General features: G+C 51.5%; 30 protein-coding genes. 25 read left to right on the top strand and 5 right to left on the bottom strand.

What is annotated here, in order from left to right; translation table 11 throughout:
• Positions 1–32: 32 nt before the first annotated feature.
• The 5 genes from COW20_05000 (at position 33) to COW20_05020 (ending at position 6,791) form a co-directional block, all read left to right on the top strand.
• Complete coding sequence (locus COW20_05000) at positions 33–2,102, top strand: oligopeptidase B (GenBank protein PIW49758.1); 2,070 nt, start codon at positions 33–35, stop codon at positions 2,100–2,102.
• A gap of 3 nt (positions 2,103–2,105) precedes the next feature.
• Entirely contained in the window at positions 2,106–2,918 is an 813-nt protein-coding gene (locus COW20_05005) for a hypothetical protein (GenBank protein PIW49759.1), read from the top strand.
• Positions 2,779–3,837, top strand: a complete 1,059-nt coding sequence (locus tag COW20_05010) for a hypothetical protein (protein ID PIW49760.1) — start codon at positions 2,779–2,781, stop codon at positions 3,835–3,837. The genes COW20_05005 and COW20_05010 overlap by 140 nt, the downstream gene beginning before the upstream one ends.
• 97 nt (positions 3,838–3,934) lie before the next feature.
• The gene (locus COW20_05015; GenBank protein PIW49761.1) at positions 3,935–5,746 is read left to right on the top strand and encodes a 2-oxoacid:acceptor oxidoreductase subunit alpha; all 1,812 of its coding nucleotides are present in this window, start codon (positions 3,935–3,937) and stop codon (positions 5,744–5,746) included.
• The gene (locus COW20_05020) at positions 5,739–6,791 is read left to right on the top strand and encodes a 2-oxoglutarate ferredoxin oxidoreductase subunit beta (GenBank protein PIW49762.1); all 1,053 of its coding nucleotides are present in this window, start codon (positions 5,739–5,741) and stop codon (positions 6,789–6,791) included. Before COW20_05015 ends, COW20_05020 begins: the two co-directional genes overlap by 8 nt.
• A gap of 82 nt (positions 6,792–6,873) precedes the next feature.
• Here COW20_05020 and COW20_05025 read toward each other — a convergent pair whose 3' ends face one another.
• The gene (locus COW20_05025) at positions 6,874–7,416 is read right to left on the bottom strand and encodes a hypothetical protein (GenBank protein ID PIW49763.1); all 543 of its coding nucleotides are present in this window, start codon (positions 7,414–7,416) and stop codon (positions 6,874–6,876) included.
• Positions 7,417–7,631: 215 nt separating this feature from the next.
• Here COW20_05025 and COW20_05030 point away from each other — a divergent pair, with 215 nt between their 5' ends.
• The 6 genes from COW20_05030 (at position 7,632) to COW20_05055 (ending at position 12,741) form a co-directional block, all read left to right on the top strand.
• Positions 7,632–8,153, top strand: coding sequence for a hypothetical protein (locus COW20_05030; protein ID PIW49764.1), 522 nt, complete (start codon positions 7,632–7,634; stop codon positions 8,151–8,153).
• Positions 8,137–8,652: a hypothetical protein gene (locus COW20_05035; protein ID PIW49765.1), complete on the top strand. Its 516-nt coding sequence runs from the start codon at positions 8,137–8,139 to the stop codon at positions 8,650–8,652. The genes COW20_05030 and COW20_05035 overlap by 17 nt, the downstream gene beginning before the upstream one ends.
• 1 nt (position 8,653) lies before the next feature.
• Positions 8,654–9,307, top strand: a complete 654-nt coding sequence (locus tag COW20_05040) for a DNA-binding response regulator (GenBank protein ID PIW49766.1) — start codon at positions 8,654–8,656, stop codon at positions 9,305–9,307.
• Positions 9,300–10,616, top strand: coding sequence for an ATP-binding protein (locus COW20_05045; GenBank protein ID PIW49767.1), 1,317 nt, complete (start codon positions 9,300–9,302; stop codon positions 10,614–10,616). The genes COW20_05040 and COW20_05045 overlap by 8 nt, the downstream gene beginning before the upstream one ends.
• 88 nt (positions 10,617–10,704) lie before the next feature.
• Positions 10,705–11,814, top strand: a complete 1,110-nt coding sequence (locus tag COW20_05050; protein PIW49768.1) for a D-alanine--D-alanine ligase — start codon at positions 10,705–10,707, stop codon at positions 11,812–11,814.
• Between the two features lie 12 nt (positions 11,815–11,826).
• Complete coding sequence (locus tag COW20_05055) at positions 11,827–12,741, top strand: hypothetical protein (GenBank protein PIW49769.1); 915 nt, start codon at positions 11,827–11,829, stop codon at positions 12,739–12,741.
• On the opposite strand, the gene COW20_05060 is transcribed toward COW20_05055, so the two are convergent.
• The 3 genes from COW20_05060 to COW20_05070 are packed head-to-tail and all read right to left on the bottom strand — an operon-like array spanning position 12,738 to position 14,450.
• Positions 12,738–13,379: a DNA polymerase III subunit epsilon gene (locus tag COW20_05060; protein ID PIW49770.1), complete on the bottom strand. Its 642-nt coding sequence runs from the start codon at positions 13,377–13,379 to the stop codon at positions 12,738–12,740. The two genes, COW20_05055 and COW20_05060, sit on opposite strands and share 4 nt — an antisense overlap.
• Positions 13,376–13,816 carry a (2Fe-2S)-binding protein gene (locus COW20_05065; protein PIW49771.1) on the bottom strand — a complete coding sequence of 147 codons (441 nt, stop codon included), beginning with the start codon at positions 13,814–13,816 and terminating at the stop codon, positions 13,376–13,378. Before COW20_05065 ends, COW20_05060 begins: the two co-directional genes overlap by 4 nt.
• Positions 13,809–14,450, bottom strand: a complete 642-nt coding sequence (locus COW20_05070) for an SAM-dependent methyltransferase (GenBank protein PIW49772.1) — start codon at positions 14,448–14,450, stop codon at positions 13,809–13,811. Before COW20_05070 ends, COW20_05065 begins: the two co-directional genes overlap by 8 nt.
• 146 nt (positions 14,451–14,596) lie before the next feature.
• Between COW20_05070 and COW20_05075 the strand changes: the two genes are divergently transcribed.
• From COW20_05075 to COW20_05090, 4 genes are all read left to right on the top strand, one after another.
• On the top strand, positions 14,597–15,472 hold the full coding sequence (locus COW20_05075) for a cyclopropane-fatty-acyl-phospholipid synthase (GenBank protein ID PIW49773.1): 876 nt from the start codon (positions 14,597–14,599) through the stop codon (positions 15,470–15,472).
• Positions 15,473–15,547: 75 nt separating this feature from the next.
• Entirely contained in the window at positions 15,548–16,468 is a 921-nt protein-coding gene (locus COW20_05080) for a hypothetical protein (protein ID PIW49774.1), read from the top strand.
• 8 nt (positions 16,469–16,476) lie between these two features.
• Positions 16,477–16,824, top strand: a complete 348-nt coding sequence (locus tag COW20_05085; GenBank protein ID PIW49775.1) for a hypothetical protein — start codon at positions 16,477–16,479, stop codon at positions 16,822–16,824.
• A gap of 15 nt (positions 16,825–16,839) precedes the next feature.
• Positions 16,840–17,703 (top strand): hypothetical protein, encoded by an 864-nt coding sequence (locus COW20_05090; protein ID PIW49776.1) that lies wholly within the window; start codon positions 16,840–16,842, stop codon positions 17,701–17,703.
• A gap of 8 nt (positions 17,704–17,711) precedes the next feature.
• Here COW20_05090 and COW20_05095 read toward each other — a convergent pair whose 3' ends face one another.
• Complete coding sequence (locus COW20_05095) at positions 17,712–19,115, bottom strand: hypothetical protein (protein ID PIW49777.1); 1,404 nt, start codon at positions 19,113–19,115, stop codon at positions 17,712–17,714.
• 236 nt (positions 19,116–19,351) lie between these two features.
• Between COW20_05095 and COW20_05100 the strand changes: the two genes are divergently transcribed.
• The 10 genes from COW20_05100 (at position 19,352) to COW20_05145 (ending at position 26,674) form a co-directional block, all read left to right on the top strand.
• The gene (locus tag COW20_05100; GenBank protein ID PIW49778.1) at positions 19,352–20,149 is read left to right on the top strand and encodes a hypothetical protein; all 798 of its coding nucleotides are present in this window, start codon (positions 19,352–19,354) and stop codon (positions 20,147–20,149) included.
• Between the two features lie 120 nt (positions 20,150–20,269).
• Positions 20,270–20,527 carry a hypothetical protein gene (locus tag COW20_05105; GenBank protein ID PIW49779.1) on the top strand — a complete coding sequence of 86 codons (258 nt, stop codon included), beginning with the start codon at positions 20,270–20,272 and terminating at the stop codon, positions 20,525–20,527.
• Positions 20,524–21,258: a F0F1 ATP synthase subunit A gene (locus COW20_05110; GenBank protein PIW49780.1), complete on the top strand. Its 735-nt coding sequence runs from the start codon at positions 20,524–20,526 to the stop codon at positions 21,256–21,258. Before COW20_05105 ends, COW20_05110 begins: the two co-directional genes overlap by 4 nt.
• 12 nt (positions 21,259–21,270) lie before the next feature.
• Positions 21,271–21,537 (top strand): ATP synthase F0 subunit C, encoded by a 267-nt coding sequence (gene atpE / locus COW20_05115; protein PIW49781.1) that lies wholly within the window; start codon positions 21,271–21,273, stop codon positions 21,535–21,537.
• Between the two features lie 3 nt (positions 21,538–21,540).
• The gene (locus COW20_05120; protein PIW49782.1) at positions 21,541–22,293 is read left to right on the top strand and encodes a hypothetical protein; all 753 of its coding nucleotides are present in this window, start codon (positions 21,541–21,543) and stop codon (positions 22,291–22,293) included.
• Positions 22,280–23,797 (top strand): F0F1 ATP synthase subunit alpha, encoded by a 1,518-nt coding sequence (locus COW20_05125; GenBank protein PIW49783.1) that lies wholly within the window; start codon positions 22,280–22,282, stop codon positions 23,795–23,797. Before COW20_05120 ends, COW20_05125 begins: the two co-directional genes overlap by 14 nt.
• Positions 23,781–24,617, top strand: coding sequence for a hypothetical protein (locus tag COW20_05130; GenBank protein PIW49784.1), 837 nt, complete (start codon positions 23,781–23,783; stop codon positions 24,615–24,617). The genes COW20_05125 and COW20_05130 overlap by 17 nt, the downstream gene beginning before the upstream one ends.
• On the top strand, positions 24,614–25,975 hold the full coding sequence (locus COW20_05135) for a F0F1 ATP synthase subunit beta (protein ID PIW49785.1): 1,362 nt from the start codon (positions 24,614–24,616) through the stop codon (positions 25,973–25,975). The genes COW20_05130 and COW20_05135 overlap by 4 nt, the downstream gene beginning before the upstream one ends.
• Positions 25,956–26,369, top strand: coding sequence for a hypothetical protein (locus tag COW20_05140; GenBank protein PIW49786.1), 414 nt, complete (start codon positions 25,956–25,958; stop codon positions 26,367–26,369). The genes COW20_05135 and COW20_05140 overlap by 20 nt, the downstream gene beginning before the upstream one ends.
• A complete protein-coding gene (locus COW20_05145; GenBank protein PIW49787.1) occupies positions 26,366–26,674 on the top strand; it encodes a hypothetical protein in 309 nt (102 codons plus the stop codon). Before COW20_05140 ends, COW20_05145 begins: the two co-directional genes overlap by 4 nt.
• The last annotated feature ends 163 nt before the right edge of the window (positions 26,675–26,837 follow it).

Below are 26,837 nucleotides of genomic sequence, written 5' to 3' on the forward strand. Positions count from 1 at the left end.
TTACCTGCACACTAATTACAGGAGCTCTGACAATGACCTTTTCCCTTCCTTCTGTACAGGCCGCCGCTCCTCCCCAGGCCCCTGTACACCCTCAAAAACTTGAAAAACATGGCGATGTCCGGGTGGATAATTATTATTGGTTACGCAATTATCCCCAAGACCCCGCCGTTTTGAAATACCTTCAGGCTGAAAATGCCTATACCGATGCCATGATGGCGGATACCGAGGCGCTTCAAGATAAGCTTTACTTGGAAATGGTGGGGCATATGGTCGAAAAAGACCGGAGTGTTCCCCACCAAAAGGGCGATTATTTTTACTATTCGCGGATTGACCCCGGTCAGAATTATCAGGTGTATTGCCGCCGCAAGGGCAGCATGCAAGGCCCTGAAGAAGTGCTGCTCGATCTGAATCTCGAAGCTACGGATCAGGACTTTATGGATCTGGGCATTTATGAAGTCAGCCCCGATCAACGCTATTTGGCCTATTCACTGGATACCACCGGTGCTGAATCTTTTACCCTACATATCAAGGATTTGCAGACCGGCCAGGTTTTATCGGAGCAAATCCCCCAGACCTATTACGCCGTTGAATGGGCTGCCGATAGCAAAACCCTGTTTTATAACGTGATTGACTCAGCCAATCGCCCCTACCGTTTGTATCGGCATACGGTTGGCAGTGAGCCGAATAAAGATCTGCTGGTCTTTGAAGAGCCTGATGAACGCTATAACGTAGAAATAAAAAAAACAGCCAGTGGCAAATATCTGATTCTGCAGATTGAAAGCCTGACCACGACTGAGTGTCTCTACCTGCCTGCCGATCAGCCCACGGCTGCCCCCGTGATGATTCAGGCCCGGCGAGAAGGAATCGAATACCATGTTCAGGACAGCGGCTCCCGTTTTTTGATCCATACCAATGATGGGGCTCTGAATTTTACGCTTAAGCAGGCCCCAATTCAAAGCCCCGATGCCAGCCACTGGCAGTCGTTGGTGGTTGAACGGCCCGACGCCAAATTGGAGCACCTCAAGGTTTTTGATCAGTGGCTGGCCATGATTTACCGCACCGATGCCCGCCAGGAAGTGCGCGTTCAGCATTTGATCACGGGCAAAACAGCCACTGTCGATTTTCCTGAACAGAATTTTTCAGTTTGGCCCAGCACCGATCAGGATTTCGCCAAAAATATTCTGCGGGTGAGCTATTCTTCGATGTTGACCCCCAAGTCAGTCTTTGACGTGCATCTTGAGAACCAAAGCCTTGAATTGCGCAAACAGACGTCTGTGCCCGGTTATGAACCCACCCGCTATGTCACTGAACGGATTTATGCCACCGCGCCCGATGGGGTCAAGGTGCCTGTCTCTTTGATCTATAAAAGAGGGCTGAAAAAGCAGGGCAAGAATCCCGCCCTGCTCTATAGCTATGGGGCCTATGGTTCCAGCACGGATACGGATTTTGATTCGGATCGGATTTCACTGCTGGAACGTGGCTTTGTTTTTGCGCTGGCGCATATCCGGGGTGGAGAAGACATGGGCCGCAAATGGTATTTGGAGGGCAAACTGCAAAAGAAACGCAATACCTTTAGCGATTTTGTTGCCAGTGCTGAGGCTTTGATTCAGGGGGGCTTTACCTCTCCCCAGCAGTTGGTGATTGAAGGGGGCAGTGCCGGGGGGCTCTTGATGGGCGCGGTCACCAATCTGCGCCCAGATTTGTTCAAGGGCGTGATTGCCGATGTGCCCTTTGTTGATGCCCTGACCACCATGCTTGATCCCGGCTTGCCCTTGACGGTGATTGAATACGATGAGTGGGGCAACCCCAATAAAAAACCGGATTATGACTATATCAAATCCTATTCCCCCTATGATAATCTGGCCGCCAAAGCCTATCCCAATATGCTGGTGCTGGCGGGTTTAAATGATCCCCGCGTCAAGTATTGGGAGCCCGCCAAATATGTTGCCAAAATGCGGGCCTTGAAAACTGATCAGAATCTTCTGATGCTGCAGACCCATATGAGTGCCGGTCATGGGGGCGCTTCAGGCCGCTATGATTTTCTCAAGGAAGTGGCTTTTAAATACGCCTTCTTCTGCAAAGTTTTGGGCATTCAGCATTAAGCCATGAGCGCCCCGATCCGCTTCAGTGATTCTGAGCAGCAGGCCGGGGCGCCTTTTCGTGCCCATACTGAACAGATGGTCAATGCCATGAACACTTGTGGCTGCGTGGTTTTAGAGAATTTTCTCCCCCGTGGTTTCGTGGATAAGCTGGCGAATGCTTTTTTTGAGCGGATCGCGGGTTGGGATGAAACCACCCTGATTCAAAAGGGCAAACCGGTCGGCGAGCGCCGTTTCATGTACCTTCAACCCTTGGCAGGGCCGTTTGCCGAACCCCGGCTGTATGCCAATGCTCTGGTTCTGCCGGCACTTCAAGCCCTTTTGGGGGAGCACTGTGTGATCAGCACGCTCAGTATTGTCATGGCCCTGCCTGGAGCGGGAGCCCAGCGCATGCACCGCGACAATGCCCTGCCCTTTGGCGAAGATCCGCTTTCAGGACAAGTGCCTCCTCTGGCGATCAATCTTGCGATTCCCCTGGTGGATTTGAATGAAACCACGGGAGCGACTGCGCAGCATTTGGGGTCTCACCGTAAAATCCGTCCCTCTTCAACCTTTGGCTTTGAAGATGCGCCCGTGGCGTATCTGCGCAAAGGTGATGCCTATTTAATGGATTACCGTCTGGTGCATGCGGGAACTCCCAATCGGGGAACCCTGCCCCGCCCGATCATTTATTTGATCTATGCCCGCCATTGGTATCTCGATGCCGAAAACCACCTCGATCAAAAGCAAAACTATCTGCTGGTTCCCGACAGCACCCTTCAGAAAGCCACCCCTGAACAGGCCCATCTGCTCAGCCGGGCCAGGCTACGCCAGCCTTAATTTCGCCCAGAAAGAAGTTCTTATGCCTTTGCCTGTGCTCTCTGTGATTATCTCGACCTCTGCCGGGCGACAGGACCATCTTGACCATTGTCTTCAAGCTTTGGCGCGGCAAACCCTTCAGAATTTTGAAGTTCTGGTGATGGACGATGGTTCTGAAGGCATGGCGACAAGGCTGAAAGCCTTTGAAGGGCTTTGGCCCCGCCTGGAATACCATCGCCGTGCTGTGGACTATAATCTTTCCCGTTCCCGCAATCGGGGAGCCGCTCTGGCCCAAGCCGATACCCTGGTCTTTGTGAATGGCGATGTGCTTTTAAACCCCCATGCGCTTGAAAACTATGCCCTCACACTTGAGCGTTTGCCCGAGGCGCTTTGCTGGGGATACGTGGGTTGCCGCAAAAGCGTGAGCGCAGCTTCACTTTGGTTTGAAGGGGTGGAGGTCAATTGGCTCGATTTTCGCTTTTTTCCGCTTTCTGAGAGCGAACTCTATCTGAACCCCGGTTTGAAATATGCGCCCCATACCTTGGCCAGTGGCCATCATTTTGCACTCCGACGTTCGAGTTGGCAGACTTTGGGCCCTTTAGACGAAAGTTTTCAGTTTTGGGGCGAAGAAGATGTCGAATACGCCCTGCGCGGATTGTTGGCCCAGAGGCCGATGGTATTTTTGGGCGATGCCTGGGCTGAGCATCAGGTACACGCCTATGGCGAAGTTTTTCATGTGCAGGCTCCCCAGGCGCTTGAGCAAAAAATCAATAAAATTATTGCCATGGAAAATCGCTTAAATCAAGCTCAAAAATCAATGAATGACCTGATTTATATCATTTTTGAACGTGAGCAGGCTGGCTTTTACAAGAGCCTGCAAAGCCATTATCTGTGGCAGAATCCCGATGCGATCATCCGTGAGATGGGGAAAATGCCTTAATATTACTTAATGAACGCCTGGATCTAAAAACTTGTCGCTATCCTCCGACGTATGGTCAACTGATATACACATTCTGCCCCTTTTTCGGAGTTTTTTAATGAATCCACAAATCAACGATGTCAATATTCAGATTGCCACCGTCAACGGAACAGGCAGTCAATCCGCCAATTTGATCCTGATGCGCTCGATTTTCAATATGGGAATTCCCGTCGCAGCCAAGAATCTTTTCCCTTCCAATATCGCTGGTTTGCCCACCTGGTACACGATCCGTGCCCACCACAAGGGCTATCAGGCCAGCAAACAAGACATTGACTTCATGGTGATCATGAATCCCGATACGGTTTACAGCGATATCCGTGGCCTGCGCCCCGGTGCTGTACTGATTCACGATGTCGGCATGAAACTTGACCATGCCCTGCGTGAAGACCATATCAACTACGGTATTCCCTTCAATACCCTGGTGAACCAGGCCACTGACAATGTCAAGCTCAAGAAAAAAGTGATCAATATGATCTATGTGGGGGTTCTGGCCCATCTGCTCGACCTGGATCCTGCCGCCGTTGACAAAGCGGTGCGTAAACAGTTTGGCAAGAAAGAAAAAGTAGTTGAACTCAATGCCCGCGCAATTGAAGTCGGCCGTGCCTGGGCCGCTGAAAATCTTGAGAAAAAAGATCCCTTCAAGCTTGAGGCCATGGACGCCACTTCTGATAAGATTCTGATTGAAGGCAATACCGCTTCTGCCCTGGGTGCGCTGATGGGTGGCTGTACTTTTCTTTCTTGGTACCCGATTACTCCTTCCAGCAGTGTTTGCGAAACCCTGATCAGCTATTTTGAAAAATACCGCAAAGACCCCGCCACAGGCGCCAACCTCTTTGCCTCTGTGCAGGCAGAAGATGAAATTGCCGCGATTGGCATGATTCTCGGCGCTGGTTGGGCCGGTGCCCGTTCCATGACCGCCACATCAGGCCCTGGCATTTCGCTGATGTCTGAACTGGCGGGCTATGGCTACTATACTGAAATTCCCGCCGTGATCGTTGATGTTCAGCGCATGGGCCCCAGCACAGGCTTGCCCACCCGCACCTCTCAAGGCGATTTGCTCTCGACCTATTATCTCTCCCATGGCGATACCCAGCACCCGCTGCTTTTCCCCAGCTCGATGGAAGAGTGCTATGAAATGGGACAGCAGTCCTTTGACCTGGCTGAGCAACTGCAAACTCCGGTTTTTGTGATGAGTGAGCTGGATTTGGGCATGAATACCTGGATGAGCAAACCCTTCAACTATCCCACCCAACCCTATGCCCGTGGCAAGGTCTTGGATGCCGAAGCCCTGAGCAAGGTTGCAGATTTTGGCCGTTATGCCGATGTGGATGGCGATGGGGTTCCCTATCGTACTCTGCCCGGCACGCGCCATGAAAAAGCCCCTTATTTTACCCGCGGATCGGGCCATGATGCCCAGGCCAGATACAGTGAAAAACCTGAAGACTGGCAAGCCGGTATGGAGCGCCTGCTGCGCAAGCTGGATACGGCACGTCAGTTGGTGCCTGCTCCCGTACTGAAATTGGCAGAGCAGCCTTCTGAAATGGGTTTGATCTACTACGGTTCTACCCGTTGGCCGCTGGAAGAAGCTCTGGATTTGCTCGCGGAACAAGGCATCAAGCCTGATTGTCTGCGAATTCGCGCTTTGCCCGCCCAGGCTGAAGTGGAAGAGTTTATCGCCAAACACCCCCATACCTATGTGGTGGAACAGAACCGCGATGGCCAGATGGCCCGGATTCTGGGCGCGACTTTCCCGGCCTTGGCCGCCCGCCTGCGTTCGATTTTACACTTCGACGGCTCTTTCCTGGATGCCCGTACGATTGTGTCTCAATTGCTGAAACTTGAAAAAGGAAGTGAACTGGCTCATGTCTGAAACAGTAACCCCCTCTAAACCCGCTCCCAAAACCAATCGCATCGGCTTGACCCGCGATGATTATAAGGGCGGCCCCACGACTCTTTGTCCGGGTTGTGGTCACAATGCCATTTCCAACCATATTATCCAGGCCGCTTATGAGGCCGGCGTAGATCCCTTTACCCTGGGTAAATTCAGTGGGATTGGCTGCTCCAGCAAAACCCCCGCTTATTTTATTTCCAAGGCCCATGCCTTTAACTCAGCCCATGGCCGCATGCCGTCAATTGCCACCGGCGCGCTCTTGGCCAATCACAAGCTGGTCGGCCTGGCTGTCAGCGGAGATGGCGATACTGCGAGTATCGGCATGGGGCAGTTTGCCCACTTGATCCGCCGCAACCTGGACATGGTGTATATCATTGAAAACAACGGCGTTTATGGTCTGACCAAAGGTCAGTTCTCTGCCACCGCTGATGAAGGCTCTGTGCTCAAAAAAGGCAGCGAAAATCCCTTTGAAGCGATTGACCTCTGTGGTCTGGCCGTGGAATTGGGCTGCGGCTTTGTTGCGCGTTCTTTCTCCGGCGATAAAAAGCAATTGGTGCCTTTGATTCAGGCCGCTTTCTCACACAAGGGAACCGCTGTGATTGACGTGATCAGCCCCTGTGTGACCTTCAATGACCATGAAGGTTCTACCCGCAGCTATGACTACGTCAAAGACCACGACAAACCTTTGCAGGAAATCGACTTTATTCCCTATTATGAAGAGATTCAGGTCGATTATGAAGCGGGCAATGTGATTGATGTCAAACTGCACGATGGTTCACATCTGGCCCTGAAAAAGCTCGATCGCGATTATGATCCCACCAGCAAGCTGGAAGCCCTGCGTCTGGTGCATGAATCCCGCGAAGACAAGCATCTGCTGACAGGCTTGATTTATCACAATCCGAACAAGCCCTCCTTTGAGCAGTTACTGAATCTGCCCGAAACCCCAATCTGGAGTTTGGGCGAAAGCGAACTGCGTCTGAGCGAAGAGCAGTTCAATGGCATTATGCAGAGCATGATGGGCTAAGTTTCAGCCTTTGCTGATAGCCCCAAGCCTTGGAAATTCTTCTCAGTGGAAGTTTTTTCAGGGCTTTGTTTTTTGAATTGACTTATTTTTTTTGACTGGCGTAGATAGCGATCCCTGCACCAATAGCAGCCCCAACACCGATGGCTGTAGCTGAAACGGCTGGGTATCCGAAAAATAGGGTAGAAGGCAATCCTGCCCAGGTGCTTTTGGCCGCAATCAGGGTACTGGCTGCAGAGGTCAGAATGCCAGCGGTTCCTCCACCAATCAAAGCCCCTCCCACTGTGTTTTTGATGGGTTTCAGATCTTCATGTTTTGTTTCTGCTTTAATCAGTCCGACACCAGCGCCAATGGCTGCCCCCAGTGCAAAACCTGCAGGGCTGGCTTCGATGGCTGGTCGCAGTTCTGCAGATGCTACAGCCTGCGCAAAGGTAGAGGCCATGCCACCGATCAACAGGCCATTGCCTGTTTTTGAAGTAAGATCTAGAATTTCAAGCTTATCTTCACGCGTTAAGCCTGTTTGGGGTGAGTCAGGATTTTTTTCTGTGGTTTTGGCGGGTGGTGTTTGTATGAGAGTGGCTTGTCTGTTTGTAAACACTTGAGGTTGAGTGGCTTGGATGCTGCTCATAAAAAAGTTCTCTCTTTATCTCGCTTTTGATACTGTTATTATGCGTGATTTGCTTCTGTTTTTGAATTAAGACTAGATAAGAATGAATTAATCATGAGTTAATTTTTGGTAATTTCAATGTTTTTGTAAAAACTATGGTCAATGTTTTCTGTTCAGGTTCAGTTCAGCTTGGTTCGCTAAGCTGAAAATACACAATCTGAAAGGAAGATTATTTTATGAGTGAAGCACAAATTCATCTGCTTTTGAACCACGTCCCGATTATGGGCAGCCTGATTGCCACGGCCATTCTGGCCTGGGGCATGATCCGCAAAAATGAAGAAATTATCCGTGTCAGTCTTTATCTTTTGATCGGCAGCGCCCTGGCGGCTTTGCCCGTTTATTTTTCTGGCGAAGGCGCAGAAGAAGCGGTTGAGCATTTGCCGGGTGTGGTAGAAAGCCTGATCGAAGATCACGAACACCTTGCCAAGGTTGCCATTTTTCTGATGGAAGGCTTGGGGTTGGGCGCAGCCGTTGCCCTGTATTTCTCGTTTCGCAAACAGGTTTTGCCCCTTGCAATTGCGGCCGGACTCCTGGTTGTGGGGCTGGTCAATGCCGGTGTTTTGGCCCAAACTGCCCATTTGGGGGGTATGATCCGTCACACTGAAATTCGTCAGGCAACCGGGCATAATACAGGTACTGTACAAACGGGCGGTGCTGAAACCCAAAAAGGAAACAAAGACAATGGCAGCGATGATTAATTCTTCCCCCATCAAGCGACTGGCCTTAAGCCTTGTGATCACCTTGCCGTTGCTACTGTTCGCTGGCGTCAGTGAAGCCAAAAAATCGCACAGTCCACCTTCTGTGAGCCTGCAAACCGCGCTTCAGAAATTTTTACAGGCGCACAAGGGCCGTTTGCTCAAGCTGGAGTATGAATCTGAAAACCAGGTGCCCTATTACCGGATTGAATTTCTCGATGGGCAGGGAGTGGTTCAACATGTTCGGGTTTGGGAAAAAGGCCAGCAGAATTTGACCCAGCCTGTCAAAGGGTTGCCCTCCCCTCCCGCCAATCTGCTCAGTTTGCCTCAGCTTTTGAACCGCACCTTTGGCAAGCAACCGGTTCGCCTGCTTGAAGCCAGCCTCAAGCCCCACAAAGCGGGTTTTCAATACAAGCTGGAATGGATCGACGCCCGTGGGATAGTCTGGGAAGGGCGTTTCGATGCCCGTACAGGCCGCCAGATTTCACGTAAACGGGATTGAGATGCGCCTGCTTTTGGTAGAGGACGACGCAGCGCTGGCCGAGGCGCTGCGTTCGGGCCTGGAACAGGCAGGCTATGCAGTGGATTGGTCAGAGCAAGCCCAGGATGCCGATTGGCTGGTGCGCCAGAATCTTTACGAGGCCGTGATTCTCGATTTGGGCTTGCCCGATCGCCCAGGCTTGGAGCTGCTCAAAGACTGGCGTCAGCGCAAACTGGATCTGCCTGTTTTGATCCTGACTGCGCGGGGGGCTTGGTTTGAAAAGGTTGAAGGCTTCAAAGCCGGGGCCGATGATTATCTTGCCAAACCCTTTCACAGTGAAGAACTTCTGGTCAGGCTTCAGGCTTTGATCCGGCGACATCACCGCCTGCCGCAGGGGCAGTTGCAGGTGGGCGATCTGGTTTTGGATGAGAACCGCCAGGAGGTCTGGCAGGCGGGTTCCCCGGTGGTTCTGACAGGACAGGAGTTTCGCCTGTTGCGGGTCTTGATGCTGCATCCGGGGCAAGTTCTCTCCAAACAGCAATTGGGAGAGCAGCTCTACGACTTTGATCAGGAAGTCGACAGCAATACCCTTGAGGTTTTTATTGCCCGTCTGCGTCAGAAAATTGGCCGTGAGCGGATTCAAACCCGTCGCGGACAGGGCTATCGCTTTGACTGAAACACGCGCTCCTCTCTCTCTGCACCAGCGTTTGGGACGGGGCTTTGCCCTGGCCTTGCTTTTGCTTTTGGGCTTGCAGTATTTGAGCGTGGAATGGGCCATGCGGCATTTAACCCAAAACTATTTGGTTTCGCGTTTGGAACACGATCAGGAAACGCTGCTGCTGGCCCTCGATTTTCAAGTGGGGGGTATTCTCCTATTGGATTCCAGTCGCGTCAGCCCGACCTTTCAACGCCCCTATTCGGGCCATTATTATCTGATTCAGTCACTCAGCTTGAGCCTGGCCTCACGTTCGTTTTGGAACCATCCGATCGAGCCGACCTGGCTGGAGGCCGGTGAAAGCCGCGTTTCCCGTTGGGCCGATGGGCCAGCGGGTCAACCGCTGTTGCTCTTGAGCCGGGGCTTTGAAAAACAGGGGCAACCTTTTACCCTGACGGTGGCTGAAGATCTCAGTCCCCTGGAGCGTCAACTTGCCCGTTTTCGTTGGCTCTACGCCAGTGTCTCTTTGGGCATGCTCTTGCTTTTATTGGCCCTGCAGCGCCTGCTGCTGCGCTTGGGTCTGCGCCCTTTGTCCCAATTGGAGCATGAAATTCAGGCGCTTGAAAAAGGCCAGGTTCAGCACCTGAGCGTGGGGGTGCCACGCGAACTCAGTTCCCTGGTGCTGGCTTTCAATCGCCTTTTGAAACAGATGCAGGCCCGTTTACAGCGTTCGCGTGAATCGCTGGGGGATCTTTCCCACGCCCTGAAACGCCCCCTGACTCGGATTTACCAATTGCTTGAAACCCGCCCCTGGCCTGAACTCGAACATGAAGCCCAGACGCTCCATCACCTGATTGAGCAGGAACTGCAACGGGCCCGTATGGCGGGGGCCAGTCCACCCGGACAGTCCCAGTCTCTGGCCGAGATCTTGGACGAGCTTCTGCCGGTTTTGAAAGCTCTCTATGCCGAACGAGAGCTGAGTTTTGTTGTCGATGTTCCAAGGGAGCTGCGGATAGGCATGGATCGCGAAGACCTGCTCGAATGTCTCGGAAACTTACTCGACAATGCCTGCAAATGGGCCCGCTCCCAGATCCAGGTGCTGGGGCAGATCCAGGCTGAAGGCTGGGTTTTGGAAATTTGCGATGATGGGCCCGGTTGCCCTTCCGAACAGTTGATGCAACTGACCCAGCGGGGGGTGCGGGCTGATGAGCAGACCCCTGGACATGGCCTGGGGCTGGCGATTGCACGTCGGATTGTCGAAAGTTACGGCGGGAAGCTGATGCTTGAAAATACGGCTCCCGGTTTTTGTGTGCGGATTGCCTGGGTTTAACTGCCCAGATGTGCCCTGCTCACCTCCAGGTCTGAAGCTCTGGGAGTACAATGATACAGACCTCAGCACCCAGAAAAGGATTCGTTTCATGACCCGCAAGATTCAGCTTGGTATTCTCTTTGGTGGCCGTTCGGCCGAACATGAAGTTTCACTTCAATCTGCCCGCAATATTATTGAGGCCCTCGACAAGGACAAATACGATCTCACTTTGATCGGCATTGACAAGCAGGGGGGCTGGTATCTGAATGAAACCTCCCGTTTCCTGCTTGAAGCCCAGCAGCCCGCGCTTTTGAAATTGAATGAAGCGGGGCCTGCCCTGGCGTTGGTTCCGGGGGCTGAAGGCCATCAATTGGTGCGCACGGGGGATATGAGCAGTTTACCCGCCCTGGATGTGGCTTTTCCTGTGCTGCATGGCACCTACGGTGAAGATGGTGCCGTTCAGGGTTTGCTGAAAATGGCAGGCATTCCCTGTGTGGGCAGCGGCATTCTGGGCTCTGCTGTGGGCATGGACAAAGATGTCATGAAACGCTTGCTGCGCGAAGCCGGTATTCCCACACCGCGTTTTTGTGTTTTACATGCTGCGCAGCGTGAACAGATTCAGCTGGAAGCCGTGCTGGAGGCTTTGGGTGGGTTCCCGCTCTTTGTCAAACCTGCCAATCTGGGCTCGTCGGTGGGCATTCACAAGGTGAAGTCAGCCGCTGACTGGGAGCCTGCCTTGGCAGATGCCTTCAGTTTCGATACCAAATTGGTGATTGAAGAGGGCTTAATCTGCCGTGAAATCGAATGCTCTGTTTTGGGCAATCAGCAGCCACGGGCTTCCTTGCCCGGAGAAGTGATTGTGCAAGCTGAATTTTACAGCTATGAAGCCAAATATATTTCTGAAGACGCCGCCCGGCTTGAAATTCCAGCCCGTTTGCCTGAAGCGCAGATTGCCGAAATTCAGGCCCTGGCGGTGCAAACTTTTCGGGTTCTGAACTGCGAAGGCCTGGCCCGTGTGGATTTTTTCCTGACCCCTGAAGGACAGGTCTATGTCAATGAAGTCAATACCCTGCCTGGTTTTACGCGAATCAGCATGTATCCCAAGCTTTGGGAAGCCAGTGGTCTCTCCTACCGCGAACTGCTGGATCAGCTGATTGCCCTGGCGCTGGAACGTGCGGCCCAGGAACGCAAACTGCGCACCAGCTATCTGGATTCATGAGGTTTTCGGTTGATGGGTGATTTTTACGCGCATTTATCGCAGGCTTTTGCCCTGCGGGGTGGGGAATTGCCCCCTCCCCCCCCGCCCGAGGAAACCGAAGCACCAGCGCAGAAATCCTCGCTGGAAAAAGAAGCCTTGGCCCGAGCTTTGTTTACAGGCTTTGAACTGCCGGCTTTTGCGCAGCAGTTAAGCCGCCTGCACGATGGCCTGCCCCTGCCCTCGATTTTTGCCTGGGATTTGCTTGCCGATGAAGAGATTCATCTTCAGGAACTAAACGCTCAGGAATTGCGCACCTACCGTGCCTTTCGACAGATCCTGGACAAAGGGCGGAAATCGGGGAAGTATTTGCAGGCCATGCGTGAGCTTTTGGTGACTTACCCCGATAAGCAGGAATTGGGCCTGCTGATTTCGCAATATCTGCGGGTTTGGCACCCTGACGAGCACAGTGCCTTTGTCGAAAGCCAATTGCAGCAAAACCCGCATTGGCGGATTTTAAAATACCTTTACGCGGGTTACCTCTTGTTGGAAATTTCGCAACCCGAAATCGACCCCGCAGCGCTCAAACAGCAATTTCTGAGCTTGATGGAAAATAAACTGGAATTGCATCAGCACCTGCCCTCGGATACCCTGCCCCTGGCCTGGGAAGTACTCGCTTTTTACCAGACCCAAGCGGCCTGGTATCTCTTGGGTGATTTTCAGTTGGAACGTGCGCTTTACGCCGTCAATGTCTGTTTTCAGGTCTCTCAGGAACTCTATCCAGAGGATCAGGAACAGGCCAATGAGGCCGAGGGGCTTTTACAGGCCTGGTTCACCCGCATGAATGAAACCCCCGATGCCACGGCGCGGGTGCGTGTTTTCTTGCGTCCCTTGATTCAGGCCCGCCTTGAACAGATTCGGGCCCGGCAGACTTCAGAAACTTCAGATTAAAACAGTCCCTTGGCAGCGTGGGCTTGCATCAAGCGCTTCAGCTGGCTGCGGTCTGTTTTGCTCAGGCGCTGAATCAGGTCAAAGCTGAGTTCCGTTTGCGGAAACTCATTTTCTAAACTGCGCATCATTTTGAGCCAAAGATGCGCGGTCATTTCGGCATCGGCCAGGGCCCGGTGAAAGGTACCCTCATGGGGCAATTGCAGAAAATCCACCAAACTTCCCAATTTGTGATTGGGGGCCTCAGGAAAAACGCGTCGGGCCAGGAGCATGCTGCAGGCAAAGGCATTGGGCAAAGGGCGTTTCAGGCGGGCCAGTTCTGCTTCCAGAAAACGCTGATCAAAAGACGCATTGTGGGCAATCAGCCCATCTGAACCTAAAAATTTGACAAAATCCAGCATGACCTGCTCTGGGGCCGGGGCTTCTTTGAGCATGGCATTGCTGATGCCGGTATAGTCTTCAATAAAACGTGAAATGCGAAAGCCTGGGTTGATCAAGCTTTGAAAGCGCTCCGCTATTTTGCCCTGGCGCAGGCGCACAGCCCCGATTTCAATTGCACGATCGCCTTGGGTGGGGGAAACGCCCGTGGTCTCAAAATCGAGAATCACGACCTGGTGGGTGGGGTGAAAATCGAGGTTCATATTTTTTCTGCTCTTGTTTTGAGGAGTTTGGCAATATTGCCCAAACAACAGGAGCCCTGCGGATTCTTGCGTTCGCAGTCACACCCGCCGGCTTGGGTCAAACTCAGAATTTGCTGCTGGAGTTCGGGGCCTTGCTGCTGAAAGTTGGCACGGCTCAATTCCAGACAATAGCAGGCCAGGGTCTGGGGGCTGGGATCTTTTTGAAAGACACGCTGGTGCAGATCAGCGCTTTGAAAAGTTTGCCGGGCATTGAAATAGACGCAGGGGCAGGTGGGCGTGCTGCAAAAATAAGCGGCTGCTTCCTGGGCAAGCCGGCCCAGGGCCTGGGGCAGTAACTGAGCATTCAGGGTTAGCAGAGAGACCCCTTTTCCCTTTTGCCCACAGCTTGGGCAGAGACGCTGGCTCTGCTGAACAGGGGCGCAGCAATTTTCAGACATGGTCTGAGACTCTTTGAAAACGGACATAGGTAAAGAGACGGGTATCCCCTGAGGGCATGGTATAGACCTCTTCACGCTGATCCAGGCCTTTAAATTCAGGGCCCAGCCATTGGGCCAGATCCGCTGCGCTGTACTGGCGAACGGGCAATCCACTGCATTTTTCAGCTGTACCGGGGGCAAAGCAGGCGAGTATCACAAATCCACCCGGTTTCAGCAGTTCTTTCAAGAGCTTGAGATAGGCGGCCCGCTCGGCTTCTTCGATCAGAAAATGCAAAACGGCCCGATCCTGCCAGAGATCGATTTGGTGCTGGTAAGGCGCCAGGGCCTGGCCTGAACGCAGATCTTCAACCACCCAGGTGACCTTTTGTGCGGTTGGCCCCAGACGTGCCTGCAATTGGCTCAGGGCCACAGGGCTCAAATCTGTGGCGATCAGCCCCTGATAACCTTGCGCCAAGAGGGCGTCGAGCAGGGTGCTGGTTCCCGCTCCAGCAATTAAGATACGGGCTTCGGCAGGCAATTGGCACTGGGCAATCAACTTCAGGCTGGTATCCGGGTGGGATTCATACCAGCCCAATTTTTCGCTGGCTTTGTTGGCATAGGTTTGATCCCAGTGGTCAACGCTGTTCTGGGGCATTGTATTTTTCTCCCAATCTCGTTTCAAGGGGCCACCCACCCTGAACAGGGGGGCGCTGCTCTGAGCCCGTTTCAACAATACACCCAAAATACGTTAAACTGAAGGCGATAGGGCCATGCTTTGGCAAAAAATAGAAAGAATCACGCTTGAAACAACAGGTAAACGGCGCGACAGTTTCAGAAATACAGGCGCACTATGATCTCAGCAATGCGTTCTACGCGCTTTGGCTGGATCAGCACTTGATTTATTCCGCTGCGCTTTGGGATGCCTCGCAAGCAGAGCAAACCCTGGAGCAGGCCCAGATGGCGAAATTGGACTACCATCTGCGGCAGCTTCGGTGTGAACAGGCTGAGCATGTTCTGGAGATTGGCTGTGGCTGGGGAGCGGGTTTGCAGGCCTTTCTTCGTTTTTCACAGATTCAGTCGGTGGTGGGCCTGACCCTGAGTCAGGCGCAGCAAACATATATTGAGCAATGGGCTTTGCCCCGTGCCTCGGTAGCGCTGATCTCTTGGGCAGATTATCTGCCGGCCCAACCCCTGGATGCCATTCTTTCGATCGGTGCGTTTGAGCATTTTGCCCGCCCTGGCCTGTCTTCGGCTGAAAAACAGGCGATTTATACCCGATTTTTTCAGACCTGTTCGGACTGGCTTAAACCAGGGGGCCGTCTGGCCCTGCAGACCATTGCCTATGGGGCGGTGGAGCCTGCTCTGCAGGCCAAGATTTCTGAGCTGAATCAGGGGGTTTTTCCGGGCTCTGAACTGCCGGTTTTGCGCGAGGTTTTGGCGGCGGCCGAACCCTCTCTTGAGCTGATTCAGCTTCGCAATGACCGTTTGGATTATGCAAAAACCTGTCAGCACTGGCGTTCCCGTCTCAGAGCTGCCAAAACCCGGATTGAGACTGAATACTGCCCCGAATGGTATAAAGCCTACCAGCACTATTTGATCGGTGCCGAAACCGGCTTTCGTTTGGGGCATCTGCACCTCTACCGGATCAGCTTTGAAAAGCCCAAACAGAAGTTTTAGAAGCAGGCGTTGGCAAGCTTTGGGTTTTCAATGGGATAATCAAGAATAATCAGATCTGAAAGAAAGCAGCTTTCTATGTACAAACCCTTTTTACTGGCTTCTTTGGCCTTATTTTTTTCACTTCCCGCCCTGGCCCAAGAACAGGTGGCGGTTTTGGATTTGCGTTCCAAGGGGAATATCAGCGGCGCGGATGCCAGTATTCTGACCGATCGGATTCGCAGTTTAATCGTGCAAAGCGGCCAGTATCAGGTCTTGGAACGTGAAAACATGGATCGAATTTTGCGTGAGCAGGGCTTTCAGAGTACCCAAAACTGTGAGAGCACCGATTGCTCACTTGAAATCGGCAAAATGCTGGCGGTTCGCCATTTGATTACCGGCAGCGCCAGCCGCTTGGGCAATTTATACAGCCTCAGTCTGCGCATTATCGATGTTCAAAAAGGCGCCATTCTGCGCGAAGAATACATGGATTGTCTCTGTCCGCTCGAAGACCTGATGACCCGTACGGCTCCTGCTTTGGTGGCGCAAACCCTGGGGCAGCAAACCCTTGCCAAACAACCTGAAAAGCAGCCCTCTTCGCTTTTGGCAGATCAGGCTGTGCCTGTGCGCCAGCGCTATCCCTGGCTGGTTTCGCTGGAGGGGGGCTGGCCCCGATATGCAGGACTCAATCTGCAGTATAATCTCAATCCTTCGTTTGCCTTGGGGGCGGTTGGGGGCGTTTTAACCGGGAATTATACGATCAATGGCTATTTCGGGGGAATGGCTCGTTATTATTTTAATCCCCAGGACTTTGCGGGTTTTGTCGATCTGATTGCTTTGGGAAATTTTCCCTCCCGGTTTGATTTTGCGGTGATTCCCCGTATTGGATTTGAATACCGCCAGACTGGCTCGGGTCTGAGTTTTGGCATGGCTTTGGGAATGCCGATCATGTTTCCCTATTTTGATATTGGCGGGATTACGAAGGTAGATGCCTCTGCGAATTTGGGTCTGGCCTTTTAGATTAAATCATGCCCTATTTACTTAAACTCTTGCTTTCAGCGGGGATGATTCTGCTGATTGCTGAAATATCGAAAAAATACCCCGGCCTGGGGGGCTTGATAGCCTCTCTGCCTTTGCTCTCGGTTTTGGGCATGACCTGGCTTTGGTTGGATACCCGAGATGCCGAGCTTTTGGCTTCGCATTCACTGGCGACCTTTTGGTTTGTGCTGCCCAGCCTGCCCATGTTTGTGGTCTTGCCCCTGCTTTTGCGTCGGGGGCTGCCTTTCTTTTTGTGCTTGTTCTTGAGCTGCCTGTTGACCATTGGCCTGTACCTGCTGATGATGCTGGCGTTGAAACGCTTCGGCGTTGCGCTTTAGGTCGAAATCTTTGCCATGAAGCAGCTTTGGGTCAGCCTGTGTTTTGCCTTCTTGCTCAGTCTGAGTCAGAGCGCATGGGCGCAGGTTTCAGAAGATGCTCTAACTGAGGTGGCTTTGGGGCGCTGCTTCAGCCGTTTGGAAGAAACTATTCCCATCCAGATTGAATTCCGCCATCCTGAGCGGGTGATTTATCCCGATTGGTTTAAAGCACCTTTCTTTGCCAAGTTTGAAACCCTGGACAGGGCCTCGGCTCTGCCTGTTTGTGAAGCCCTGCTGATATCTTTGGAAGCCTATCCTCCCAAGCTTTTGCGCCAAAATCTGAGAACCGTCGCGCTGTTTAAAAAACTGGTGTTTTACGAGCAAATTTACCGGGCCAGCTATCTCTATGATCCTGAACAAAAACGCGGAGATCTCATGATTGCGACCCTCTCCTTTCGCGAGGACCTGGATATTCCCCTTTGGGTGGTGGATTCTTTTCACCACGAATTCAGTTCGGTGCTGATCCAAAAGTATCCTTTTCCTGAAAAGGCCTGGAGAAAGGCCAACCCCTCTGATTTTCAATACACGCTTGAAGCTGAAGATTCGCCGGGGGTCGAGGCACTTAAAAAAGGGTTTGGCACAGCTGAAGAAGAAGCCCTTTTGGAAATGGGTTTTTTAAGCCAATACGCCACAGCTTCGTTTGAAGAAGATCTCAATTTTTACGCGGGCCAGCTGTTTTCTGTGCCCGCGCATTTGCTCGAACTGGCCCAGACCTATCCGGTGATTGGAAAAAAAGTGAAAATCCTGCTTCAGTTTTATCTTTCATTGGATGCAGAGTTTATCAAAACCGCTGTTTTTCAAAAATTTGCACAGGCGGGAATGCTTGAACAAGGGCTTTGAAGCTTAAATTACAAAGGATCCTGAGCTGGGTTGCGAATGGCCGCCATCAGCAAAATCAGGCCGGTGTCTTTGTCGGTCACAATAAAGGTGAAGGGAAAATAGGCATAATTTTCATTCATAATATATTCAGAAGCTGATTCCAAAGGTTCACTGGAAGGAAGAGGTTCCTGGCTGAGATCTAAATATGTTTTTGCCAACAATTGAACCCCTTTTTCATTTTTAATTTGAGGGTTGAGTTTTTCTAATAATGCCAGGGGAGAAAATTCAAACTCTGTCTTGAAGCGAGGATAGGTATGAATAAGCTCCCTCCGTTCAAAGGATTGACGAATTTTTTGCCAGTATTCATAATTCAGGGTTTGTTCTAAACTATAGACATTCTTTTTCCACTCGGTTGAAGAAGCCTCTAAAAAAATATTCTGATACATGCGATTTTCAGAGGGTATTGACACTCCTCTGATAAGACGATCAGAAGAGACCAGCCACTCATAGGTGCCGACAATGCCAACTTTAGGATGTGAAATCAACTCTCCACTGTTTAGTAAAAATGAATGCCTTCTCGGATCTTTGTCTTGACCTAAATAACCTGCATCCCATTGCACTTTAAACCCCAAGGCCTGAGCAAAGACCTCCTCCTGCTGAAAAGGAATCTGAGTAGGATTAAACGGCCCAGCATCCTGGGCAATCTTATTGAAGGAATTCTGGCATTGACTAGGGGTTCCACCCAAGGGAAAGAAACTGAAACCCATGCCCAACTCATATAAATAGGGAGGCTGAGGGAGGGGCTTTGGCTCTTGTTTGCAGAAAAGATGTAAATTAATCAATTTAAATTTTACAAGGTCCTGTAATTTCACTTTTTCTAGAACTGCTTGGAAATATTCTCCAATTTGCGCATCAGAAAAGTTTTGCCAGCCCATCAGTTTTGCCAGTTCACCCTTTTGCTCTGGTGAGGATTGCCCATAGAGATAGGCCACCAAAGCACTCACCCCCAAGGGGCTGAAAACCATATTTTGGGATTTATTTTCCTGAGCCAGTACCTGATAGGCCTTGAATCCAAATTGATTGATGGCATCCACCAGCGCCAAAGCGGGTGAAGGTACTGGCCGGGGCTGAAGCAGATAGGGGGTAGGAACTGGGTAAGCTGTGGGAGAAGGAGACTGCCCCAACCAGGGTGGCAGAGTAATCTGAATCACAGGTACACTGGCCCTGGGCAGCGGGGTCGCTGTAGGTTCGGACTGAGGGCTGGCCGAGGGCGAGGCTGATGCTTTGGGCTGAGGCTTAGGCGAAGCCACAACAGACTGCGTTTGCGGGGTCTGGCAACCTAGTAATAAAAGCGGTATAAACACCAAGACAAGGATGCATTTTGTAAGTTGAACTGCTCTTTGCTTGTCTTGCAAATATATTTTTTTCCTCAATTTTTTAGCTTGCTTTGAATTTGGTTATACCAGAAAAAAATTATTAATTCTATCCCCCAATGGGGGATTGACAAGCGCCTGTTTATTTCAATAATTTACAGAGGCAGGTTTTCTGTGAGCCGGGTTGTGTGCGCGTAGTCTGGATGGGGCTTGAAGAAAAGCCTTTCAGCGGCTAAGCTGAGGTATGCTCAGCGGATCTTGGCTTTGAAACAGGTGAGTGAAGGGGCGTTTGAGACGTGAAAAACCGTGTTATAAGAGGCTTCTCCAGACTGCTTTTGAGGACAGTTTGTCTGAGTTTGTTTTCAATCGCTTGGGTCTTTCCTGCTCAGGCCAATTGTTCCGATTCCGTGGGCAGGCTTGAAATTGCAGCCCCGATCATGACCCAGTGGATGGCCGAATTGAAATCCCGCTCAGATTGGGGCGTCCACAACCCTTATGATCGCCTTGAAAAAGACCGGATCTGGCTGAATGCGGCCTTTGATGAGCTGAGGCTGGCGCAGAAACAGGATGCCCTGGCTCTGCTTGCTCTCACTTCAGAGGCTTGGTGGGATTTGGTACAAAAATACCTGCCCGAATCTGAACGCGGTGACGAGCGGGTTGTAGAAATAGGCGCCTTGCATCCTTATGCGGTCTATGCCAGTGATGGGCGCTTGCTGGCTGCGGCCTATGATGGCTGCACCCGTGAAATCCTGCTGACCGAGCACCAGCGTTTTCAGTGGTACAGCAACCAATTCAAGCAGCCCCGTGAAGCACTTTACAATGGCGGCCAACCAGCCTGGCGCCAGAACCGGTTCCCCTTGGCACCGGCACAGGAAAAAGCTCTGCGTCAGCGTTTCTGGCGGGCTCTGGGTTACAGTCCGGCGAAAGAGGCTGCAGGTTGGTGGATTGCCTGGGTGCCTGAACGGGGCTGGTTTGAAATCAATCTGCCCAGTGCTCAGGATTTACCGCACCTCAAGAGCCGCTTTATCAACAAAGCACCCAAAACCTATCGCTATGTGGTGCTTGATAAAGCGGGCGAAAAACTTTGGCCCTGACTCAGACCTGTTTACCAGAAAAAGACAGGGTGATCTGGCCTTTGTCAATGATCTCTGTTCCCATCCTTTGCTGATCTGGGCGCAAGGCTTTTTGCCATTTTTTGTTTACAATAAAAGCAAATGCTAAATCTTAATTTGAGTGGCCTGCTTTTGGGTTTGCTCTGTGGACTCTTTTTTTTCTGGCATCTTTACCTGGAGAGCCAAAGCCGAATTCGTTCGCGTTTTCAATTCTGGCAAGGCTTTGGCTGGCGGGGAGCGATTTTGGTCTTGCCCGCCCTTTGGCTGGCGCGTTCGGCTCAGGCCTGGCCTCTGCTATTGTTTTTGCTTGGCTTTTATTTGGCCCGCATCTTGGCTTTTCGCAGGGTTTGTAAGCTATGAATATTCAGGAAGTGTTTCCTCAGGAGCTTTGGAATGGCGGCACGGTTCAATTCGGGCCTCTGCGTCTGGAGTTGGTGATCACCGATGTGGTTCCCACCACCCTGCTGATCTCTGTTTTACTGATCCTGGCTGCTTGGGGCCTTACCCGCCGACTTTCGCTTGAAAAACCAGGCCCCGCGCAATTGCTCGTGGAAACCTTGCTGGTTGCCATGGCCCGGACGGTGCGTGATTTTTCAGGCATGGCGATTCGCCCCTTTTTCGCCTTGGTGGCCACCCTTTGGATATTTATTGGGGCCGCGAATTTATTTGGCACCCTGCCCTTCTTTGGTACGCCCACCCGCGATCTGGGAACCGTGGTTGCACTGTCTACGATCAGCTTCGGTTCCAGTTATTATTTTGGTTTGCGTTTTCAGGGGCCTGCTTTTTTGAAACGCTTTTTGGAGCCCTACCCCTTTCTCCTGCCTTTGAATCTGATTGGCGAGTTGGGGCGCATTCTTTCGCTGACCTTTCGTCTCTTTGGCAATATGCTGGGTTGGGAGCTGATCATTGCGATCCTGGTGATGCTGACAGGGGTGCTGGTGCCCGTGCCGATGATGCTCTTTAATACGGTGGGCAATCTGATTCAGGCCTATCTCTTTGGTATTTTGAGTCTGGTGTATATTGTTTCGGGTTTGCAGATCGAAAATCTGCAGGCCCCTTTGAACGAAAAAGAAAATTGGTATGAAGACTGAAAAGGAGAGCTTATGGAACCCCTGGCCCTGATTGCTGCAGTTTCGATTTTTACGGCTGGCCTGACGATTGCGATCGGAGGCTATGGCTCCTCACGTGGGGAGGGAGAAGCCTTGGCCAAAGCGATTGAGGCGGTTTCGCGCCAGCCTGAATCGGCCAACGAAATTACCCGTTTGTTTTTTATTGGCGCGGCGATTGTTGAATCGGTCGCGATTTATGCGTTGGTGATAGCCCTGATCATTCTCTTTGCAAACCCTTTTCTGGGTTTGTTTGTGAAATAGCCTATGAGTTTTAATCCGCTGACCTTTCTGTTTGAACTGATCAACTTTCTGCTTTTGGTCTGGCTTTTGCGTAAATTGCTGTACAAACCCGTGATTCAGGTCTTGGCAGACCGCCGGCGCTTTATTCAGGAGCGCCTGGAGGCTGCGCGCGCCAAAGAAGTGGAGCTTGAAAAGCTTCAATCGGATTACCAGCATTTGCTGATTGAGCTGGATGAACAGCGTGAGCAGGCCATGACCCGGCTGCGTGGTGAATTGGAACAGGAGAAAGGGAATTTACAAAAAGCCCTGCAAGCGGATTTAGACAATGAAAAGCTCAGGGCCCGCAGTTTTATTGAAAATGAAAAACGCTCTTTGAATGAGGATATTCGCCAGGAAGCGATCCAGGCAGCCTTGCATTATACGATTCGATTTTTGCGTAAAATCAAAGATCCACTTTTGGAACAGAAATTGGTTTCTCTGGCATTAGAAACCGTAGAGAGCCTGGTCGAAAACCGTTATGAAGAATTCGCCGCTGAAATCCGTGAGCGGGGTGAAATTCAGGTTGAAACGGCGGTGAAGGTCGGGCATGCCCTGAGCACCGAAGTGATTCAGGCTTTGCAGAAGATTTTTGGCGAAGAATGTCCCATTGGCTTGCATTATAAGCCAGAACTGGAGGCGGGGGTGCGTATTTATCTGGGCTCGCATCTGGTAGACGCTTCTCTGCGTGGACATTTGGAAACCTGGGGCCAGGAGCTGGAGACCCATGTCAAAAACTGATTTCAGCCAGAAATTGCGCTCTCAGTACCAGGCTGCGGTGCAGTCCTCGTCGCTTGAGGTGCAGCAGGGGCAGCAGGGTTGGGTCGAGTCGGTGATGGGATCGGTGGTCACCATTTCGGGTTTGAAGCAGGCTCAGTATTATGAACTTCTGCGCTTTGAACACCAGGCGCGGGGAATGGTGGTGGATATCACGCCGACCCGGATCCGTGCTGTACTTTTAGAAAAAACGGTTTTTCCAAAGGTCCGTTCGGCGGTGACCTGCACCGGCCAACTGGTTTCTGTGCCGGTTTCAGAACAGATGCTGGGGCGTTTGCTGGATCCCTTGGGCAATGCCTTGGACGGGGGGCCCGCCTTGGTGTCTTCGCTTTATTATCCCGTTGAGCGCGATGCTTCTCCGATGTTTGAGCGGGAATTGGTTCAGGAACAGCTGTATACGGGCATCAAGGTCATTGATGCGCTCTTTCCGGTGGGCAAAGGCCAGCGCGAGCTGATTCTGGGCGACCCCGCCACAGGAAAAACCACCCTGGTTCTGGATACGATTTTAAATCAGCAGGGCAAAGACGTGATTTGTGTCTATGTGGCGATTGGTCAGAAAAAACAGGCGGTGCTGGATGTCTGGAATCAACTTCAGCGCAAGGGTGCGATGGATTATACGGTTTTGATCTGTGCGACGGCAGATGATTATGAGGGCACCCAGTTTATCGCGCCCTATGCCGGCACGGCTGTGGCTGAGTTTTTTCTCGATCGGGGCCAGGATGTTTTGATTGTGTATGATGACCTCAGCAAGCATGCCTATACCTGGCAGACGATTTCACTTTTGCTCAAACGTCCGCCGGGCCGTGAAGCCTTTCCAGGGGATATTTTTTATGTGCATTCACGTTTGCTTGAGCGGGCTTGTAACCTTGCCAATGGCGGCTCACTGACTGCGCTTCCGATTGTTGAAACCCAGGCTGGCCGGCTTTCTTCGTATATTCCCACCAATTTGATTTCGATTACCGATGGTCAAATCAATCTGGATACTGGGCTGTTTAATATCAACCAAAGGCCTGCGGTGGATATTGGGCGTTCTGTCTCACGGATTGGGGGCAAGGCTCAATTGCCTGCTTTTCGGAGTGTTGCCGAGCATTTGCGTTTGGACTACGCCCAGTTTTTAGAGTTGGAAGTCTTTACCCGTCTGGGGGTGCGGGTTATGGGGGAAACGGCTCAGATTCTTGAGCGTGGCCAGCGTTTGCGTGCCTTGCTCAAGCAGTCGAAACATGCGCCTTTGGCTTGGGAGGAACAAGTCTTGATTTTTTGGCTGCTCAATGCGGGGTTTTTGGATGCCCATGCAGTTGAACGGGTTTCAGAACTGAGTATGTCTTGGGTTGAAATGGTGCGGCAAAAGGATTCAGGAGCGCTTCAGACGCTTTTAGAGAGAAAAAACCTGAGTACAGAGCTTGAAGAGCAGCTTTTGGCATTGGCTCAGCGCTTTGAGGAAGGAGCCGCAGATGTCAGATACGCGTGAAATTGAAGGCCGGATTCGCGGTTATCAGGCGATCGGCAAGATTATCCTGTCGATGAAATCCTTGGCTTCTTTTAATTTGCAGCAGGCACAGGAGAGTATTCAGCAGATACGGGCCTATGAGTCTCAGATTTACCATGCACTTGGCGATTTTATGCGTTTGTTTCCCAGTCAGGTGACCCCTTTTCGGAAGGGGCGCAAACTGGTGATTGTGCTGGGTTCTGATCAGGGGCTTTGTGGGCAGTTTAATCAGTCGCTTTTGCATGCTGCGCAGGCTTCGTTGGCTGCTTCCGGGCCCGAGACTGGGTTTGTTTTGGCCGGACGGCGTTTGCAGGAAGATTTTCAGCCGGAACCCCTTTTGAAACTGTCTGCGCCCTCTGACTTACACAGTATTTATCATCGAACCAGTCAGATTTTGGGGTTTGTGCATCAGGCCTATGTGGAGGGCGCGTTTCAGCAGGTGGAGGTGATCTTTAACCGCTTTGAAGGACTGGGTGCTTACCATGTCCGTACCCATGCTCTTTTGCCTTTGCCGCAGGGTACCAGCAGCCGTCGATCTGTTTTAATCGATGTGGCCCCTGAGGTGCTCTTTGCCAGTCTCTTGAGTGAATATTTTTATATGGAGCTTCACCGGGCTTTTTTGGAGTCTTTTCTGTCTGAAAATGGGGTACGCCTGGTGAATATGAATCAGGCTTCGCATAATATTGAGCAGCGGATTGAATCCCTGGAAAATGAAAGCCATTTCGCGCGTCAAAACGAATTGACCGATGAGCTGAATGAAATCATGGGCTCCTATTCCGTGATTGTGGGAGAGGGGCAATGAGCGGGGTTATTCAGGCCATCAAAGAAAGCGTGGTCGAAGTCGTATTCAGCAGCGATATTCCTGAATACCAGGAGGTTTTAACCGTTACTGCCACGGGAACGGTGCTGGAAGTGGCCATTCTTAAAGATCAGCATACCTGTCTGTGTATTGTTTTGGGTAAAACCCTGGGGCTGGCAAGGGGAATGGGGGTTGAACGCAGTTTTCGGGGGCCCGTGGTTCGGGTCGGTGAGGCAGTCTTGGGGCGTGCGCTCAATGCCTTGGGGGAACCAATTGATCAACAGGGGGCTCTGGGAGCGGGGCCTGATTATCCGGTATATCGTTCTTCGCCCTTGATTGTGGATCAGAATCCTCGCAAGGTTTTACTGGAAACGGGGATTAAATTGATTGATCTCTTAACTCCCTTTGTTAAAGGGGGGAAAATTGGTCTTTTTGGCGGCGCTGGGGTTGGTAAAACCATTCTTTTGACCGAATTTGTCTATAAAATTATTACGGTTCAGAAGGGGGTTTCGATCTTTGCCGGGATTGGTGAACGGATTCGCGAAGCCCATGAACTGTGGCATGAACTCAAGCGCATGCAGGTGCTGGATAAATCCACTGTGATTCTGGGGCAGATGAACGAACCCCCCGGGGTGCGTTTTCGTGCAGTTTTTCCGGCGATTGCCATGGCTGAGTATTTTCGCGATGAAATGGGCACGGATGTGCTGCTGCTGATCGACAATATTTTTCGCTTTGCCCAGGCGGGTATGGAGGTCTCTACGCTTTTGGGACGTTTGCCTGCCCGGGCTGGGTATCAGCCCACCCTGAAGCAGGAACTGGCGATGGTCGAAGAGCGGATTACCTCGACTGAAAACGCTTCAATTACCTCTGTTCAGGCCATTTATGTCCCTGCAGATGATATCACCGATCCTGCCCCGGCTTCGGCCTTCAGCCATTTGGATACCGCGATTATTCTTTCACGTGAGCGGGCTTCCAAGGGTTTTTATCCCTCGATTGATCTGCTGGCTTCCAGCAGCAAACTGCTGGACCCCGATGTGGTGGGCCTTGAGCATTACCAGACGGCTTTAAATCTGCGTTTTCATTTGCAGCGCTATAAGGATTTGGAAGATGTGATTGCGATGTTGGGTCTCGAAGAATTGACGCCTTCAGATCGTTTGATTGTTGAACGTGCCCGAAAGCTTGAGCGTTTTTTAACCCAGCCTTTCTTTACCACTGAGGTTTTTACTGGGCGCAAAGGCCGCCATGTACCTCTGGCAGAGACAATACGGGGATGCAGTGAAATCATGGCTGGGGCATGGGATGCGGTGGATGAATCCCATTTTTACCTGATTGGGGGCGTCGATGAAATCGCTCGCGCTTGAATTATTAACCCCTGAACATCACTCACACTGGCAAGTTCGTTATCTCAGTCTGGATGACACCCTGGGACGGTTCGGAATTCAACCGGGTCATCAGCCTTTTCTGACCCCTCTGCAGCGTTCGGTTGGCTATTTTGAAGATATTGAGGGGGTTCGCCATTTTTTAGCCCATGACAGTGGCATTTTACGGGTAGAAATCGGTAGCCGTGTGTTTTTAATGGCCCGTGTCATTTTGATAGGCCCGTCTTTACAGGTTTTGGAACAGGAACTGGACGAGCGCATACGACAGGTTGAACTGGGCAGTGAGATGATGCGTGAAAATATTCACAATCTTCAGAAAACCTTATTAAAACAAATTCTTTCGCTGGATACCCACCTTCTGAAAGGCATTGTATGAATCCTTTTGAAGAGGAAGTCAAGTTCAAACTGAAGCAGCGGCAAAAACCACAAAGCCATCATCTCTGGGTGGCCTTGAGTCTGATTGGTTCTGTGGGCTGGTTGTTTATTTTGCCCACCGTGGGGGGAGCCTATCTGGGCTGGTGGCTGGACGGGCAATACCGTCACGGCCAACATTCCTGGACGCTGACCTGTCTTCTGCTGGGCCTGGGAGCAGGTGTTTATCTGCTTTACAGGCAGGTCTATCTGCCCAGCTTGAAAGCTGAACCCGATCAAAAAAAAGACAGAGATTCAGACGGGCTTTAAATAAGGCGCTGCAAACTTCCTATAAAGCGCCTTCATTCAACTAAAATTAAAATAAGTTTAAAATAAGGGAAATTAATGTTTAAAACAAACAGCTTGAGATTAAGGATGCCCTATAAATTCATTATCAAATTCAAGTGTTTTTAACCTGTAGTTTAAAAAGAGG

The organism is bacterium (Candidatus Blackallbacteria) CG13_big_fil_rev_8_21_14_2_50_49_14, from assembly GCA_002783405.1.
GTDB lineage: Bacteria > Cyanobacteriota > Sericytochromatia > UBA7694 > UBA7694.

What these genes read in the sequence shown, in the direction of transcription:
- COW20_05000 (PIW49758.1), top strand. Translation starts at nt 33, where the DNA reads ATGACCTTTTCCCTTCCTTCTGTACAGGCCGCCGCTCCTCCCCAGGCC.
- COW20_05005 (PIW49759.1), top strand. Translation starts at nt 2,106, where the DNA reads ATGAGCGCCCCGATCCGCTTCAGTGATTCTGAGCAGCAGGCCGGGGCG.
- COW20_05010 (PIW49760.1), top strand. Translation starts at nt 2,779, where the DNA reads ATGCCCGCCATTGGTATCTCGATGCCGAAAACCACCTCGATCAAAAGC.
- COW20_05015 (PIW49761.1), top strand. Translation starts at nt 3,935, where the DNA reads ATGAATCCACAAATCAACGATGTCAATATTCAGATTGCCACCGTCAAC.
- COW20_05020 (PIW49762.1), top strand. Translation starts at nt 5,739, where the DNA reads ATGTCTGAAACAGTAACCCCCTCTAAACCCGCTCCCAAAACCAATCGC.
- COW20_05025 (PIW49763.1), bottom strand. Translation starts at nt 7,416, where the DNA reads ATGAGCAGCATCCAAGCCACTCAACCTCAAGTGTTTACAAACAGACAA.
- COW20_05030 (PIW49764.1), top strand. Translation starts at nt 7,632, where the DNA reads ATGAGTGAAGCACAAATTCATCTGCTTTTGAACCACGTCCCGATTATG.
- COW20_05035 (PIW49765.1), top strand. Translation starts at nt 8,137, where the DNA reads ATGGCAGCGATGATTAATTCTTCCCCCATCAAGCGACTGGCCTTAAGC.
- COW20_05040 (PIW49766.1), top strand. Translation starts at nt 8,654, where the DNA reads ATGCGCCTGCTTTTGGTAGAGGACGACGCAGCGCTGGCCGAGGCGCTG.
- COW20_05050 (PIW49768.1), top strand. Translation starts at nt 10,705, where the DNA reads ATGACCCGCAAGATTCAGCTTGGTATTCTCTTTGGTGGCCGTTCGGCC.
- COW20_05055 (PIW49769.1), top strand. Translation starts at nt 11,827, where the DNA reads ATGGGTGATTTTTACGCGCATTTATCGCAGGCTTTTGCCCTGCGGGGT.
- COW20_05060 (PIW49770.1), bottom strand. Translation starts at nt 13,379, where the DNA reads ATGAACCTCGATTTTCACCCCACCCACCAGGTCGTGATTCTCGATTTT.
- COW20_05065 (PIW49771.1), bottom strand. Translation starts at nt 13,816, where the DNA reads ATGTCTGAAAATTGCTGCGCCCCTGTTCAGCAGAGCCAGCGTCTCTGC.
- COW20_05070 (PIW49772.1), bottom strand. Translation starts at nt 14,450, where the DNA reads ATGCCCCAGAACAGCGTTGACCACTGGGATCAAACCTATGCCAACAAA.
- COW20_05080 (PIW49774.1), top strand. Translation starts at nt 15,548, where the DNA reads ATGTACAAACCCTTTTTACTGGCTTCTTTGGCCTTATTTTTTTCACTT.
- COW20_05085 (PIW49775.1), top strand. Translation starts at nt 16,477, where the DNA reads ATGCCCTATTTACTTAAACTCTTGCTTTCAGCGGGGATGATTCTGCTG.
- COW20_05090 (PIW49776.1), top strand. Translation starts at nt 16,840, where the DNA reads ATGAAGCAGCTTTGGGTCAGCCTGTGTTTTGCCTTCTTGCTCAGTCTG.
- COW20_05105 (PIW49779.1), top strand. Translation starts at nt 20,270, where the DNA reads ATGCTAAATCTTAATTTGAGTGGCCTGCTTTTGGGTTTGCTCTGTGGA.
- COW20_05110 (PIW49780.1), top strand. Translation starts at nt 20,524, where the DNA reads ATGAATATTCAGGAAGTGTTTCCTCAGGAGCTTTGGAATGGCGGCACG.
- atpE (PIW49781.1), top strand. Translation starts at nt 21,271, where the DNA reads ATGGAACCCCTGGCCCTGATTGCTGCAGTTTCGATTTTTACGGCTGGC.
- COW20_05120 (PIW49782.1), top strand. Translation starts at nt 21,541, where the DNA reads ATGAGTTTTAATCCGCTGACCTTTCTGTTTGAACTGATCAACTTTCTG.
- COW20_05125 (PIW49783.1), top strand. Translation starts at nt 22,280, where the DNA reads ATGTCAAAAACTGATTTCAGCCAGAAATTGCGCTCTCAGTACCAGGCT.
- COW20_05130 (PIW49784.1), top strand. Translation starts at nt 23,781, where the DNA reads ATGTCAGATACGCGTGAAATTGAAGGCCGGATTCGCGGTTATCAGGCG.
- COW20_05135 (PIW49785.1), top strand. Translation starts at nt 24,614, where the DNA reads ATGAGCGGGGTTATTCAGGCCATCAAAGAAAGCGTGGTCGAAGTCGTA.
- COW20_05140 (PIW49786.1), top strand. Translation starts at nt 25,956, where the DNA reads ATGAAATCGCTCGCGCTTGAATTATTAACCCCTGAACATCACTCACAC.
- COW20_05145 (PIW49787.1), top strand. Translation starts at nt 26,366, where the DNA reads ATGAATCCTTTTGAAGAGGAAGTCAAGTTCAAACTGAAGCAGCGGCAA.